Origin of the sequence: Microbacterium sp. BH-3-3-3 (genome assembly GCF_001792815.1) — a bacterium.
Taxonomy (GTDB): Bacteria; Actinomycetota; Actinomycetes; order Actinomycetales; family Microbacteriaceae; genus Microbacterium.
On the sequence record NZ_CP017674.1, the window covers coordinates 2,653,919 to 2,668,159 of the forward strand.

Sequence of the window (14,241 nt, forward strand, 5' to 3'; positions counted from 1 at the left end):
CGGCGCCCGCGAGTCCCGTCTGCCACCGGCTCGAGCACGAATGCGAGAACACCCATGAACCGACCCACGGGTCAGCCCCTCGAGCGCTCCGGTGCGGGCACGCCCGTACGCCACCTGCGGCGGGCGATGGATGCGCGCCACCTCGTGATGATCGCCCTCGGCGGCGTGATCGGGTCGGGACTCTTCCTCAGCTCGGGCTACACGATCCACCAGGCCGGTCCGCTGGGAGCCGTGCTCGCGTACCTGCTGGGCGCCTTCGTCGTCTGGCTGGTCATGGTGTGCCTGGGCGAGCTCGCCGTCGTCTATCCCGTCTCGGGGTCCATCCACATCTACGCGGCACGCACCATGGGGCCGGCGACGGGCTTCGTGACGGCGTGGCTGTACTGGCTGTGCTGGGTGGTCGCCCTCGGGTCGGAGTTCACGGCGTCCGGAATTCTCATGCAGCGTTGGTTCCCGACGGTCGACGTGTGGGTGTGGTGCCTGGTGTTCGCCGGCATCCTGTTCACGCTCAACGCGATCTCGGCGCGCGTGTTCGGTGAGACCGAGTTCTGGTTCGCACTCATCAAGGTGGTCGCGATCCTGGCGCTGATCGTGCTCGGCACGATGGCGATCTTCGGCTTCACGCCCCTGTCGACCACTCCTCACGAGGCCGTGCTGTTCAGCAACTTCGTGACCCCCGAGGGGCTGCTCCCCGCGGGTCTCGGCGGCGTGCTCATCACCTCGCTCGCGGTGTTCTACGCCTTCAGCGGTGCCGAGCTCGTCGGCGTCGCCGCGGGCGAGACCAAAGACCCGGGTCGCAACATCCCCCGGGCGCTCCGCTCGACCGTGCTGCGTCTGCTCGTGCTGTTCGTCTGCTCGATCACCGTCATCGCGGCCCTGCTTCCGTACGAGAAGGCCGGACTCAGTTCCAGCCCGTTCGTCGACGTCTTCGAGTACGTCGGTGTGCCCTACGCGGCCGACATCATGAACTTCGTCGTCATCACCGCGCTGCTCTCGGTGGGCAACAGCGGGCTGTATTCGTGCGCGCGCATGCTGTTCTCGCTCGCCGAAGAGGGCTACGCGCCCCGCTCGTTCACGCGCCTGACCCGCCGCGGCATCCCGTTGGTCGCGCTGATCGTGAGCTTGGGCATCGGCCTGGTCTCGCTGATCTCCAGCGTGATCGCCGCCGAGACGGTGTACCTCGTGCTCGTCTCGATCGCCGGTTTCGCGGCGGTCGCGGTGTGGATGTCGATCGTGGCCGCGCAGTTCTTCCACCGCCGGGCGTTCCTGCGCGCGGGCGGAGACCTGTCGAGCCTGGCCTACCGCACACCGCTGTATCCGCTTGTGCCGATCCTTGCCTTCGTGCTGCTCACCGCGTCGATCGTGGCGATCGCCTTCGACCCGCAGCAGGTCGCGGCGCTGTACTTCGGCATCCCGTTCGTGGGCCTCTGCTATCTGTTCTTCTGGTGGCGTTACGGTCGTCGCGGCGTCGGACCTGCGGCGCTCGACGAAGAGGCGCCCGCCTCCTGACCCCGCTCGGCGGCCCGTGACGGCGTGCGGGCGCCTTCTGCTCGGCCGCCGGGTCGTCGTGCTCCGCGTGCGCGCGTTCCCGCTGTACGCGGTGTCCACTCCGACGCCATGGACGCTCCGGCGAGGCGGATGCCACCGGCTCTCCGCCCGCAGTACGGTCGCGGGAAGTCGGGTCGAGCGATCGGCCTGGAACGGGGGAGGACGCATGGACACTGTCGACACCATCGTCGTCGGCGCGGGGATCTCGGGCCTCGCCGCGGCGCGTCTGCTGGCCCGCGCCGGCCGCCGGGTCGTCGTGCTCGAGGCACGCGATCGGATCGGTGGGCGCGTCTTCTCGGACCGCTCTCACGGGCACGTCACCGACCGCGGGGCCTCGTGGATCCACGGCATCGACGACAGCCCGGTCGCCGAGGCCGCCCGCGCGTTCGGCATGCCGATGATGGAGTTCACCGTCGGGGGATACCAGCCCGACAGTCGCCCGCTGGCTTACTTCGACGCCGACGGCGAGCGACTCGACGACGACGCGGTGCGGCGGTACGCCGACGACATCCGCGCGCTGAACGCCGCCCTCGTCGAGATCATCGCCGACGCCGATCCGGATGCCAGCTATGCCGACGTCGTCGAGAAGGCGCTCGCCGCACAGGATTGGGATGCCGAACGGACGGAACGCGTACGCGAGTACAACGACCGCCGCGCCCAGGAGCAGTACGGCATCGGCATGGATGCCCTCGGCGCCCACGGCCTCGACGACGACACCGTCAACGGTGACGAGGTCGTGTTCCCGCACGGGTACGACGAACTCGCCCGGAACTTCGCCGACGGCCTCGACGTGCGCCTCGGACACCTCGTCTCGCGGGTGCACTGGTCGCCCGAGGGCGTGCGGGTCGACACCGACCACGGCACCTTCACCGCCGCCCGGGCCGTCGTCACGGTTCCGGTCGGAGTCCTGCACGCCGGCGACGTCGTGTTCGAGCCCGAGCTTCCCGCTCGTCATCGCCGCGCCCTGGACCTCGTGCGCATGAACGCCTTCGAGAAGGTCGTGCTGCGTTTCGACGAACGATTCTGGGATGCCGGGGTCTACGGCATCCGTCAACTCGGCGACGAGGGGGAGTGGTGGCACTCCTGGTACGACATCGGGCGACTCCACGACGAGCACGCGCTGCTCACCTTCGCGGCGGGCCCGGCCGCCGTCGCGACGCGGGAGTGGACCGATGCCGAGATCGTCGCCTCGACCGTGGCGCAGCTGCGGCGCCTGTACGGCGATGTCGTCACGGAACCGACCAGCGCCATCGTGACGCGCTGGCAGGACGACCCGTTCTCGCGCGGTTCCTACGCGTACATGCTGCCCGGATCGGTCGGTGCCGACCACGACGATCTCGCCGAGCCCGTCGGCGGAGTGCTGCACCTCGCGGGGGAGGCGACCTGGGGCGACGATCCGGCCACCGTCCCCGGCGCGATGCTGTCGGGCCATCGCGCCGCGCAGAACGTGCTCGGTCACGACATCCCGGTGAGCGACCTCTGGGCTTAGCCCGTCGGCGGCGCCGGTCTCAGCGCGGTGCGGGCCCCGTCTGCACCGGCAGCTCCGGGTGGTTCGACCACTGGCTCCACGACCCCGGGAACACGCGCGGCTCGAACCCGGCCAGGGTCAGCGCCACCGCCTGGTGGGCCGCCGTCACCCCGGAGCCGCAGTACACGCCCACCGACATGCCGTCCTCGGCGCCGAGCATGCGGAACCGCGACCGCAACGCGTCGGGAGTGTGGAAACGCCCGTCGGCGTCGACGTTCTCGGTCGTCGGCGCACTGATCGCCCCGGGAATGTGTCCCGCCCGCGGGTCGATCGGCTCCACCTCGCCGCGATAGCGCTCCGCGGCGCGCGCGTCGAGCAGCAGGGAGTCGTCGGCGAACGCGCCCACCTCGCCCAGCTCGAGCGACGGCAGCGCGCCGTAGGCGAGGTCGATGTCGCCCGGCGTCGGGATCGCCGCGTCCCCGGTCTCACGGTCGAATCCGGCCTCGGTCCATGCCCGCCACGCCCCGTCGAGCAGGCGCACGTCGGCGACGCCCGCGAACCGCAGCAGCCACCACGCGCGGGCACTGGACATGTTGTTCAGGTCGTCGTAGACGACGACCGTGTCGCCGGCATCGATGCCCCACCGTCGGGCGGCGTTCTGCAACGCCTCGACCGGGGGGAGCGGATGCCGACCCTCGGTCGCCGCTCCGTGCGCGGCGAGATCGTGGTCGAGGTCGACGTACTGCGCCCCCGGGATGTGGCCGGCGCGGTAATCCGGCCGTCCGTCCGGTCGATCGAGGCGCCAGCGTACGTCGAGGACGCGCACGGGACCGCCGTCGGGGAACGCGCCGGCCGAGAGGGCGGCCTGCAGGTCGGACGCGGTGACGAGGATGCGGCTCATTCTCCCAGTATGCGAGTGCCGGGCCCGTGTCATTCGGTCCCCGCCGTACGCGGGGTGGCGCCATCGGCGACGCGCGCGCGGGCGCCGTCGTGTCGCGCGCCGACGGGAACGATCGAGGTCGCCCGGGGCAACCCCATCGCGGGGGTGTCGACGTAGATCGACTCCGCCCGTTCGACCACGTACGTCTCGTGCCAGATGCCCACGGCGCCCTCGGCCGTGCGTGCCCGCTTGTTGAACCGCGACCACGCGGGGCGGTGGGCCTGCCCCGGCGCCGACGCGTACGAGTAGAGCTTCTCGAGCGACGACCAGTACTGCACGAGGTACGGGCCCCGCGCACCCAGCAGGACGGTGAATCCCTTCAGCCCCGATTCGGGGTCGGTGCTCAGCTCGCGCAGCATCGGGCCCATCTCGCCGAGGATCGGTATCCATTTGTCGGGGCGGTACCAGCGGTTGATCGTCATGCCGATGTGGAAGACGACGAGTTCGCCCTCGTGGTGGTGGGTCATGCGACCGCGGAGAAGGGATGCCATGGCTCGTCCTTACTGGATAGTGGTGCTATCTAGTGTTGGATAGTCTTGCTATCGAGTCAAGGGGGAAGTGATGCGTATCTCGGAATTGGCGATGACGAGTGGGGTCACCGTCGCGACGATCAAGTACTACCTCCGCGAGAAGCTCCTGCCCGAGGGGGAGCGCACCTCGCCCACGCAGGCCTCGTACGGCGAGGCCCACCTGCAGCGCCTCGGGGTGATCCGTGCCCTCGTCGATGCGGGGGTCGGGATCGCGGGCGTGCGCCGCGTCGTCACGGTGCTCGAAGATCCGCCGCAGAACCCCTACGACCTGCTCGGCGCCGCCAACGCCGCGGTGACCCCCGAGATCACCGCGGATGTCGACCTCACCGAGGCCACCGCACTGCTCGTGCGCATGGGGGGCAGCCCCGAGAAATGCTTCCCCGACCAGATCGCGGCCGTGGCCCACGCCTTGGCCGCTCTGGATCGCGCCGGGTTCACGGTGCCGGAAGCGGTGATGTCGGCGTACGTCGAACACCTGTCGGCGATCGGTGAGGCCGAGCTCGCCGCGACGCCCGACACCTCCATCGAGGACGCGGTGCGCTACGTCGTACTGGGAACGGCGCTGGTCGAACCGCTCGTGCTGGCCCTTCGGCGGGTGGCGGAGCAGATCGCCGCCTCGCGACGGTTCGGCACCGGCTGACCCGTACCGCGCGTGCGGCGGCCGGGTCGTCGCGCCCGCGCGTCAGCCGTTCGGATTCGTCGCTGCTCCGTCGAGCCAGAGCGTGTCGCTCGCATCGCCGTGGGCACCGGCCCGACCGACGTGGGCGTCGGAGATTCTCGGCCCCTTCGTGATGACGTGCACGAGCGCCATCCCGTGACCGCGACCGAGGTCGTAATCGTCTTTGAGCCACTGCAGGATGGGCGTCGCCTTCGTGCCGGCGCCGAAGCCTCGTTGCTCGGCGAGGGCGACGAACTGTCGCGGGGTGAGGCCCGTCTTGGTCTCGATGTTGTCGAGGTACGACTGGAAGGACATGACCGGAGGTTAGCGTCCGCCTCCGACATCGGTCCAGGCCTGTCGAGCCGCCCCGGGACGACGCCGCGGTGCGCCCGCCCCGGGGGTCCGGCGCGACGATGTCGGGCGCCCGCGATACGGTCGGATGATGGCCGTCATCCTGCACCGGGCGCCCGTCGCCGAGATCGACCCCCGCACCCTCTACCGCATCCTCTGGCTGCGCGTGGCGGTGTTCGTCGTCGAGCAAGAGGCCGCGTACCCCGAGATCGACGGCCGAGACATCGAAGAGGGGGCGGAGCTGCTCTGGGCGACCGAGGGCGACGACGTCCTGGCGACCCTCCGCCTGCTCCGTGAGCCCGCCAACACGCGCATCGGTCGCGTCGCCACCGCGACCACCGCGCGCGGACGCGGTATCGCGGCCGACCTCATGCGCGCTGCCGTCGACGTGCTCGACGCCGAGGCTCCCGGCATCCCGATCCTGCTCGACGCGCAGGCGCACCTCGCCCCCTGGTACGCCCGCTTCGGCTTCGTCGTGTCGGGGCCGCCGTTCGCCGAAGACGGTATTCCGCACCTGCCCATGCGGCGCACCCGCCTCGCCACCGAGCGCCTGGTGCTGCGCGACTGGACCCGCTCCGACGAGGACCGCGCGTTCCTGTTCGACATGTACCGTCGGCCCGAGGTGCGGCGGTACCTCGGCACCGGAGACGTGATGACCGACACCGCCGAGGTCGACGCCCTGCTCGATCGTTGGGTCGGTCTGGCCGACGGCATCCTGGGGGTGCGTGCCGTCGAGACGACCGACGGTCGACGCCTCGGCTCGGTGCTGCTGAAGCGCATCCCGTGGTCATCGGGGGTGGGCGGAGGCCGCCCCGACGACATCGAGATCGGTTGGCACTTCCACCCCGACGCGTGGGGGGCCGGCTACGCCACCGAAGCGGCCTCGGCCGTGCGCGCGCTCGCCGAGCGCCAGGGCATCCGTGGTCTCGTCGCGGTGACGAACCCGGCGAACACCGCGTCGGGTGCGGTCGCCGAACGCATCGGCCTGCGCCCGGCGGGCGAGACGCGCGACTACTACAACGCCACCTGCGCCCTGTACGTCGGGCTCGGCGGCGACGCGTGAGGTTCCGTCCGCTCGTCACCACCGCACTCGCCCTCGTCTGCGTGGTCGTGCTCGCGGGGTGCGACCTGCGGTTCTCGCTCGGTTTCGGTACGGGATCCGACGGCTCGTTCGATGGGGACGAGCTCACGGTCCCGGTGCTGTACGCCCACGGCGCGAAGGGCGGCGTCACCTCCCAGCGCATCACCGCGGCCTCGGCCGACGGCGGCGATCTGAGCATCGACATCACCGAGAACGACGTCTCGGGGGTCGCCCCCGTCACCCAGTCCGCGACCTGGACCGCCGTCGCCGCGGCGACGCTGCTCACCGGCGCCCGTCCCGACACCGCCTACACCTTCGGCCTCGACGCGCGCATCGACACTCCCGGGGCCGGCGCCGTCACCGCGGTCGGGGTGCTGGCGCTGTACTACGGCACCGAGGTGCAGCCCGGGGTCGCGCTCGCCGGTGGGGTCACCCCCTTCGGAACGGTGAGCCCCGTCGCCGGACTGCCAGAGCAGGTGTCGGCGGCGATCGAGGCCGGCGGAATCGACACGATCCTCGTGCCCGCGGGGCAGCGCATCGCGGTCGACGCCGACGGGGCGGCCGTCGACCTCGACCAGCTCGCGGCGACGGGAGGAATGACGATCGCCGAGGTCGCCGACGTCGCGAGCGCCTACGCGGTCATGACCGGCGAAGACCTTCCCGAGGCGGCGTTCCCCACCCCGGCTGCCTCGCCGACGCCGCTGCCCAGCGCGACGGAGGGCTCCGAGTCACTCCCCGACACACCCGGGTCAGAGGCCATCGCCGCCGCCGTCGACGACGCGCGAGCGCGGGCCGACACCGCCCTCGCTGCAACGGTCGACGACGCCCGGGCGGTACCCGCGCGAGCGGCCCTCGCCCGCGCGCAGGCTCTGCGCGAGGCGGGCGACGAGGCCGGCGCGCTGTCGGCTGCGGTGTCGGCGGCCGACCTCGCCGCGGTCGCGGCGGCCTCCGCGGTCTCGGTCGAGGACGCGATGGCATCCGCCACGGCGACGCGCGCGGCGGCCGCCGAGCTCCTCGCGACGTGGGCCCAGAACCCGCCCGACACCCTCGACGCGGCCGACCTCGCCCTCGAGGGCATCGGCGCCGCGGCAGAGGCGTACGCGCTGGCCGGGTACGCCGGCAGTGCCCTGGCGGAGCAGCCTGCGTCCGACGACGCCGACGACGGCGACCTCGAGGGGGGACGCACCGCCTCGGCGCTGGCATCGTCGTCGCTGGCGACGGCGCAGGCGAGCATCGACCGTCGCGACGTCGCCGATGACGGCGCGGGAGCGCTCGACCGCGACGCCGACCTCGACGGTCTCGCGTCGCTCCTGCGTCGCGCGGCGATCGCGGCCTCCGACGCCTACGACGCGCGAGCCGGAGACGGTCCCGTCGCCGCCGATGATCTGGCCGCCCTCCGTTCCCGAGCGCTCGCGGCGTCGCGCGACGACCTCGCGGCGCTCGCCGGCGACGACGGCAGCTGGCTCGCCGTGGCGATCGCGACGCTGTCGTTCGCACGCAGTACCCCACCGCTGCTGGCGCAATCCCGCGTCCGCGTCCCCGACGGGGTCGACCCGGCCGTCGCCGTGCAGCAGCGGATCGCGGTGGGCGACGAGTACGCCGTACGCGCGGTCGAGGCGCTCGCCGACGCCGGCGCCGCGGTGCCTCTCGTGCGTGGAGCGCTCGCGGACGCGACCGCCACCGCCGTCGCGTCGCCCACGCCGGGCGCCTCGACGGTCTACGCCACCCCGTTCCTTCGGGCCCGCGTGTTGGCGTTCGCCGCCGGGGTGGAGCGCGACTGAGTCGATGACCGGCCGCGTGATCGGCCGAGTCCCGCGTCAGTGCGGAGCGTGGTACTCGGCTGTGCCGCGCTTCCAGTAGCCCTTCACGACGGTGGCGGCGGGGTCGCCCGACCACCGGTCGAGAAGCAGGGCGCGCCCCGCGCGGACGATCGCCTGCTCCGCCGCGACGAAGCCGAACACGCACCCGTCGGGCTGCTCCTCGATGTCGAGCGCGTCGAGCCAGTCGGCGAGCTCCGCGCCGGGTGCGCGATCGCCGCGGTGCACCTGCACGACCTCCACTCCCCGGGGAGCGGCGACCGGGAGGTCGTGCGCGGCGTCGGGCACCTCGATCGCGATACGGCCCACGGCGTCGTCGTCCATCGCCGCCGCGAAGCGACGGATCGCCGGAACGGCCGTCTCGTCGCCGGCGAGCAACCACGCATCGGGTCGGCCGACCAGCACCAGGGATCCGCGGGGTCCGCCGACGCCCGCCGGGGCGCCGAGGGGAGCATGCTCGGCCCACCGGCTGCCGACGCCGTTCGCGTGCAGGGCGACGTCGATGTCGAGCCAGCCCGCCGCGGCATCCCAGCTCACCGGCGTGTACTCGCGGTTGGGGGAGTCGCGCAGGTCGTCGGTGGGCGTGGCCGGGAAGAACACGCGGATGTGATCGTCGGCCCCCGGGGAGTCGAATCCGCGCAACTCCGCGCCCTCCAGGCGCAGGCGCACGTACGCCGGGGTCAGGAAGGTGCGGCGCGCGAGGGTCGCGGAGCGGAACACCAGCTCGTGACGGCGGGGCTCCAGACGGGCTCCGAGGGTCGGGTTCGACATCTTCACAAAGCTAAGGCTAACCTAACTTCTCGACCCGTCTCGGGATTCCCGTCGCGGCTCGAACCGACACAGCACTGGAGAGATTCGCATGAGTACCCGCCTGTTCCGTCCCCTCGCCGCCGCCTCCCTGGTGGCCGCCCTCGCGCTCACCGGCTGCGCCGCGGGTGCTGCCTCTCCCGGCGACACCCCGGCCGCCGCGATCACCGTCACGGTCGAGGACAACCACGGCTCGATCGAGGTGCCCGTCGCTCCCGAGCGCGTGGTCGCGCTCGACAACACGACCTTCCAGACACTCAGTGACTGGGGTGTCACGCTCGTCGCTGCGCCCAAGCCGCTCATGTACGACCTGTGGCCCTCGCTGTCGGGCGGCGACGAGGTGCTCGATGTGGGTCTGCACCGCGAGCCCGACATCGAAGCCGTCCTGTCGGCCGAGCCCGACCTCATCGTCGGGGGCTACCGCTTCCGTGAGATCTACGCGCAGCTCAAGGACATCCAGCCCGCGACGATCGAGACGAGCCCGCGCGACGGTCAGGATCACATGACCGAGCTGAAGCGTCAGACGGCCATCCTCGGCCAGGTGTTCGACAAGAACGACGAGGCCACCCAGCTCTCCGCCGATCTGGATGCCGCGATCGCCGACGCCCGTGCGGCCTACGACCCGTCGCAGAGCGTCATGGGCCTCATCACCTCGGGCGGCAAGATCGCCTACGCCGCGCCCGGCGAGGGCCGGGGCGTCGGCACGCTGTTCCCGACGCTCGGCCTGACCCCCGCGCTCGAGCGCTCCGCCGAGGATGCGTCGCACGGCGACGACATCAGCGTCGAGGCCATCGCCGCGGCGAACCCCGAGTGGCTCTTCGTGCTCGACCGCGACGCGATGTTCGGCGAAGACGGCTACGTCTCGGCGAAGGACCTCATCGAGAACGCCGAGGCGCTGAAGAACGTCCCCGCCGTGCAGAAGGACCAGGTCGTCTACCTCGACGGCAGCTTCTACCTCGACGAGGGCATCCAGGCCTACACGAAGCTCTACCGTTCGGCCGCCGAGGCCTTCGCCTCCTGAAGTCCGACCCCACCCCCGCTCGCGCGACGGGTCGAGAATCCGACCCCTCGCGCGAGTGGGGAGGGAGGGATGCCATGACCGCCACCGCCCTCCGCCCTCGTGCGCGGCTCGCGTTGCCCGCCGCTTTCGCAGGCGTCGCCGCCCTCGTCGTGCTCTCGCTGTTCGTCGGCGTCTACGACATCGCCGGCGACGGCTTCGGCGCCGAGATGTTCCTCATCTCGCGCGTGCCCCGTACCCTCGCGCTCGTGCTCGCCGGCTGCGCGATGGCCGTGTCCGGCCTCATCATGCAGTTGCTCACGCAGAACCGTTTCGTCGAACCGTCGACCACGGGCACGTCCGAGTGGGCCGCGCTGGGGCTGCTGGTCACGGTGCTCGTCGCCCCGGCCGCGCCTCTTCCGGTGCGCATGGTCGCGGCATCCGTCGCCGCCTTCGTCGGGACGATGGTCTTCATCGGCATCCTGCAGCGCATCTCGCTGCGTTCCTCGCTCGTCGTGCCGCTCATCGGGATCATGCTCGGCGCCGTCGTCTCGGCGTTCACCACCTACCTCGCCGTCTCGACGAACTCGCTGCAGATGCTCGGCACCTGGTTCATGGGCAGCTTCACCTCGATCGTCCGCGGACGCTACGAAGTGCTGTGGATCGTCGCGCTCATCGTCGTGCTCGTGTTCCTCTACGCCGATCGCATCACCGTCGCCGGTCTCGGCCGCGACCTCGCGACCTCGGTGGGGCTCGACCACACGCGCGTCCTTCTCGTCGGCACCGCCCTCGTCGCCGTCGCCACGGGCGTGACGACCGTGGTCGTGGGCTTCCTCCCCTTCCTCGGGCTCGTCGTTCCCAACCTCGTGTCGATGTGGCGCGGCGACAACGCGCGCGCGAACCTCCCCTGGGTGTGCCTCGGGGGAGTCGCGGTCGTCGTCGTCTGCGACATCGTCGGCCGCGTCGTACGGATGCCGTTCGAGGTGCCCGTCTCGATGATCCTCGGCGTGGTCGGCTCCGCGGTGTTCATCACGCTGCTGTTGAGGATGCGTGCCCGTGGCTGAGATCCTGACCCGCCCCGCGCCCGCCCGTGCGGCCCGCCGTCGGCGGATCGGCCTGCGTTTCGGCATCCTGGCGTTCATCGTGATCGTGGCCGCCGTCGGCGTGCTCACGTGGAACGTGCCGGGCGTGCCCGGCTCGCGGGGGTTCTGGATCGCGGTGAACCTGCGCGTGGTGAGCGTCGCCACGATCGCCCTCGTCGCCTGTTGCCAGGCGGTGGCGACCGTGCTGTTCCACACCGCCACCGCCAACCGCATCCTGACGCCGTCGATCATGGGTTTCGACGCTCTGTACGTCGTGATTCAGACCGCGTTGGTGTTCTTCTTCGGCAGCGCCGCCCTGTCGGCGACCGACGGGCTGCTCAAGGTCGTCGTGCAGAGCGTGCTCATGGTGGGCTTCGCGACGCTCCTGTACGGCTGGTTGTTCGCGGGGCGCCGCGGCAACCTGCACATCATGCTGCTCGTCGGCGTCGTGCTGGGGGTCGGCTTCGGCTCGCTCTCGACGGTCATGCAACGACTGCTCACTCCCAGTGATTTCGACATCCTCTCTGCCCGCCTGTTCGGCAACCTGTCGAACTCGGATGCCGAGTACCTCCCGTGGGGAGCCCTGGTCGTCGCCGTGGTGCTCGCTCTCGTCTGGCGCGCCCGTCACCGACTCGATGTGCTGGCGCTGGGACGCGACACCTCGCTCAACCTCGGCCTGGCCTACCGTCGCGAGGTGATCGGGATGCTGGTCCTGGTCGCGGTGCTCATCTCGGTCTCGACGACGATGGTGGGACCCATGACGTTCTTCGGCTTCATCGTCGCCACCCTGGCGTACCAACTCGCCGGCAGCTCGCAGCACCGGGTCGTGCTGCCCTTCGCCGTGCTCCTCGGCATGGCGGCGCTGCTCGGCGGGTACTTCGTGCTGCGCCACGTGTTCTACGCCGCGGGCATGCTCTCGATCATCATCGAGTTCGTCGGTGGCGTGTTCTTCCTGGTCTACCTGCTGCGAAAGGGCAGTCTCTGATGCTCTCCTGCTCACCGGGGCGGTACGTCGCGTGATCTCCCTCACCGACGTCACCATGACCTACGGCGACCTGACCGTCCTGGGTCCCGTGACCCTCGACATCCCCGCCGGGGGCATCACGGCCCTCGTCGGCCCGAACGGCGCGGGCAAATCGACCCTGCTGACGATCGTGGGGCGTCTGGCGACCGCCACGAGCGGCCGCGCCACCATCGCGGGCAACGACGTCACCACCACGCCGGGTCGTGCCCTGGCGAAGATCGTGTCGATCCTGCGGCAGGAGAATCACTTCGTCACCCGCCTCACTGTGCGCGAGCTCGTGGGTTTCGGTCGCTTCCCGCACTCGCAGGGGCGCCTCACCGCCGAGGACCACGTGAAGATCGACGAGGCCATCGCGTTCCTCGATCTCACCGAGCTGTCGGGCCGCTACCTCGACCAGCTCTCGGGCGGGCAGCGGCAACGCGCCTACGTCGCGATGGTGCTCGCCCAGGACACCGACTACATCCTGCTCGACGAGCCGCTCAACAACCTCGACATGAAGCACGCCGTGGCGATGATGGGGCAGCTCCGCCGCGCGGTCGACGAACTGGGCAAGACCATCGTCATCGTCGTCCACGACATCAACTTCGCCGCGGCGTACGCCGATCGCATCGTCGCGCTCGCCGACGGGCAGGTCGTGCACGTCGGGACCCCCGACGAGCTCATGACCCCGACCACGCTCGAGCAGGTGTTCGGCACCCCCGTCGACGTGCGCCGAGACGGACCCTATCCGCTGGCGGTCTACTACCGATGACCTGCACGCACCGCCGCCGCTCCGGCATGCGGAGACGGCAATCCCCGCGCGGGGGCGTCTTACAGCTGGATGCCGTTGTCGGGATCGTTGACGCCGACGTTGCGCCCTCGGCTGGATTCGTAGGCGATGAGCCACCCCACCGACACCGCCGCGGCGATGACGACACCGAGCCACACGTTCTGCCACACGAGTCCGAACAGGATGCCGAGACCCAGCAGCAGCAGGGTGCCGAGGATCCAGTACGTGCGTCCGCGCGGCCAGCCGGTCCCTGTCTGCATCATGCGCCCAGCCTAGGCGGCCGCGCGCGTCCGCGCCGGTCGTCGCCCACCCGTCCCCGAAAGAACGAGGAAGCCCGATGACCACACGCGTGAAGCCCGAGAAGAGCGAGCTGCTCACCCTGCACGTCCTGCGCCGGCAGCGGCTGTCGCCGTCGTTCGCCCGCGTCACCCTGGGCGGCGACGATCTCGCGCGCTTCGTGCCCCTCGGTCGCGACCAGTGGTTCCGCCTCTTCCTCCCGGTCGCCGAAGGCACCCTGACCCGCCTCCGGCAGCGCCTCGACTCGTTCGCGTACCTGCGGTACCTGGCGATCGCCAAAACGGAACGCCCGGTTCTGCGCAACTACACCGTCGCCGACTTCCGCCCGGCGGGGGAGCAGCCGGCGGAGCTCGACGTCGACTTCGTCCTGCACGGATCCGCCGCCAAGGGGACGGCGGGTCCGGCAGCAACGTGGGCCGAGACGTGCGCCCCGGGAGACGCCGTCGCCATCCTCGACGAGGGGGTGCTGTTCACCCCGCCCGCCGATCTCGCCGGCCCGATCGCCCTCGTCGGCGACGAGACCGCGCTGCCGGCGCTCGCCGGCATTCTGGCGTCGCTCGATCCCGCCGCGACGGGGACGGCCGTCGTCGAGGTTCCGGGTGCCGGCGATGTGCGAACACTCGCCGCCCCGGACGGCGTCGACGTGCGGTGGGTCGTGCGCGCCGATCCGCACGCGACGCCGGGAGTGGCCGCGCGCGACGCGGCGACCGAGGCGGCGCCGGGTGATGGACTCCCGGCCTACGCGTGGGTGGCGGGCGAGCAGTCGCTGGTCAGCGCGATGCGTCGGCACTGGGTGCGGGCGGGCGTCGACAAACGGGCGATCTCGTTCACCGGCTACTGGCGGGCTCCGCGCGGACACTGACCCGGGGGAT

General features: G+C 71.2%; 15 protein-coding genes. 10 read left to right on the forward strand and 5 right to left on the reverse strand.

The window, feature by feature from the left end:
- Positions 1 to 54 precede the first annotated feature (54 nt).
- The gene (locus tag BJP65_RS12160) at positions 55 to 1,509 is read left to right on the forward strand and encodes an amino acid permease (protein WP_070409316.1); all 1,455 of its coding nucleotides are present in this window, start codon (positions 55 to 57) and stop codon (positions 1,507 to 1,509) included.
- A gap of 205 nt (positions 1,510 to 1,714) precedes the next feature.
- Complete coding sequence (locus tag BJP65_RS12165; RefSeq protein ID WP_070409317.1) at positions 1,715 to 3,037, forward strand: NAD(P)/FAD-dependent oxidoreductase; 1,323 nt, start codon at positions 1,715 to 1,717, stop codon at positions 3,035 to 3,037.
- 19 nt (positions 3,038 to 3,056) lie between these two features.
- Here the strand turns inward: BJP65_RS12165 and BJP65_RS12170 are convergent, their stop codons facing one another.
- Positions 3,057 to 3,917: a sulfurtransferase gene (locus tag BJP65_RS12170; protein WP_070409318.1), complete on the reverse strand. Its 861-nt coding sequence runs from the start codon at positions 3,915 to 3,917 to the stop codon at positions 3,057 to 3,059.
- A 29-nt stretch (positions 3,918 to 3,946) separates the two neighbouring features.
- On the reverse strand, positions 3,947 to 4,447 hold the full coding sequence (locus BJP65_RS12175; RefSeq protein ID WP_070409319.1) for a DUF4188 domain-containing protein: 501 nt from the start codon (positions 4,445 to 4,447) through the stop codon (positions 3,947 to 3,949).
- Positions 4,448 to 4,517: 70 nt separating this feature from the next.
- On the opposite strand from BJP65_RS12175, the gene BJP65_RS12180 reads away from it, so the two are divergent.
- Entirely contained in the window at positions 4,518 to 5,126 is a 609-nt protein-coding gene (locus BJP65_RS12180) for a MerR family transcriptional regulator (protein ID WP_070409995.1), read from the forward strand.
- A gap of 42 nt (positions 5,127 to 5,168) precedes the next feature.
- On the opposite strand, the gene BJP65_RS12185 is transcribed toward BJP65_RS12180, so the two are convergent.
- Positions 5,169 to 5,459, reverse strand: coding sequence for a DUF4287 domain-containing protein (locus BJP65_RS12185; protein WP_055839205.1), 291 nt, complete (start codon positions 5,457 to 5,459; stop codon positions 5,169 to 5,171).
- A 127-nt stretch (positions 5,460 to 5,586) separates the two neighbouring features.
- Here BJP65_RS12185 and BJP65_RS17105 point away from each other — a divergent pair, with 127 nt between their 5' ends.
- A complete protein-coding gene (locus tag BJP65_RS17105) occupies positions 5,587 to 6,558 on the forward strand; it encodes a GNAT family N-acetyltransferase (protein ID WP_156784885.1) in 972 nt (323 codons plus the stop codon).
- On the forward strand, positions 6,555 to 8,357 hold the full coding sequence (locus tag BJP65_RS12195; protein WP_070409320.1) for a S16 family serine protease: 1,803 nt from the start codon (positions 6,555 to 6,557) through the stop codon (positions 8,355 to 8,357). The genes BJP65_RS17105 and BJP65_RS12195 overlap by 4 nt, the downstream gene beginning before the upstream one ends.
- 36 nt (positions 8,358 to 8,393) lie before the next feature.
- Here BJP65_RS12195 and BJP65_RS12200 read toward each other — a convergent pair whose 3' ends face one another.
- On the reverse strand, positions 8,394 to 9,164 hold the full coding sequence (locus BJP65_RS12200; RefSeq protein ID WP_070409997.1) for a siderophore-interacting protein: 771 nt from the start codon (positions 9,162 to 9,164) through the stop codon (positions 8,394 to 8,396).
- 88 nt (positions 9,165 to 9,252) lie between these two features.
- Here BJP65_RS12200 and BJP65_RS12205 point away from each other — a divergent pair, with 88 nt between their 5' ends.
- The 4 genes from BJP65_RS12205 to BJP65_RS12220 all read left to right on the forward strand — a co-directional run bounded on the left by BJP65_RS12205 (position 9,253) and on the right by BJP65_RS12220 (position 13,054).
- Positions 9,253 to 10,221 carry a siderophore ABC transporter substrate-binding protein gene (locus BJP65_RS12205; protein ID WP_070409321.1) on the forward strand — a complete coding sequence of 323 codons (969 nt, stop codon included), beginning with the start codon at positions 9,253 to 9,255 and terminating at the stop codon, positions 10,219 to 10,221.
- 74 nt (positions 10,222 to 10,295) lie between these two features.
- A complete protein-coding gene (locus BJP65_RS12210) occupies positions 10,296 to 11,261 on the forward strand; it encodes an ABC transporter permease (RefSeq protein ID WP_070409322.1) in 966 nt (321 codons plus the stop codon).
- A complete protein-coding gene (locus BJP65_RS12215) occupies positions 11,254 to 12,264 on the forward strand; it encodes an iron chelate uptake ABC transporter family permease subunit (RefSeq protein ID WP_070409998.1) in 1,011 nt (336 codons plus the stop codon). Before BJP65_RS12210 ends, BJP65_RS12215 begins: the two co-directional genes overlap by 8 nt.
- A 31-nt stretch (positions 12,265 to 12,295) precedes the next feature.
- Positions 12,296 to 13,054, forward strand: coding sequence for an ABC transporter ATP-binding protein (locus BJP65_RS12220; protein WP_055839192.1), 759 nt, complete (start codon positions 12,296 to 12,298; stop codon positions 13,052 to 13,054).
- A gap of 59 nt (positions 13,055 to 13,113) precedes the next feature.
- On the opposite strand, the gene BJP65_RS12225 is transcribed toward BJP65_RS12220, so the two are convergent.
- A complete protein-coding gene (locus tag BJP65_RS12225) occupies positions 13,114 to 13,335 on the reverse strand; it encodes a hypothetical protein (protein WP_055839190.1) in 222 nt (73 codons plus the stop codon).
- 74 nt (positions 13,336 to 13,409) lie between these two features.
- Here BJP65_RS12225 and BJP65_RS12230 point away from each other — a divergent pair, with 74 nt between their 5' ends.
- Positions 13,410 to 14,231 carry a siderophore-interacting protein gene (locus tag BJP65_RS12230; RefSeq protein ID WP_070409323.1) on the forward strand — a complete coding sequence of 274 codons (822 nt, stop codon included), beginning with the start codon at positions 13,410 to 13,412 and terminating at the stop codon, positions 14,229 to 14,231.
- Positions 14,232 to 14,241: the final 10 nt, after the last annotated feature.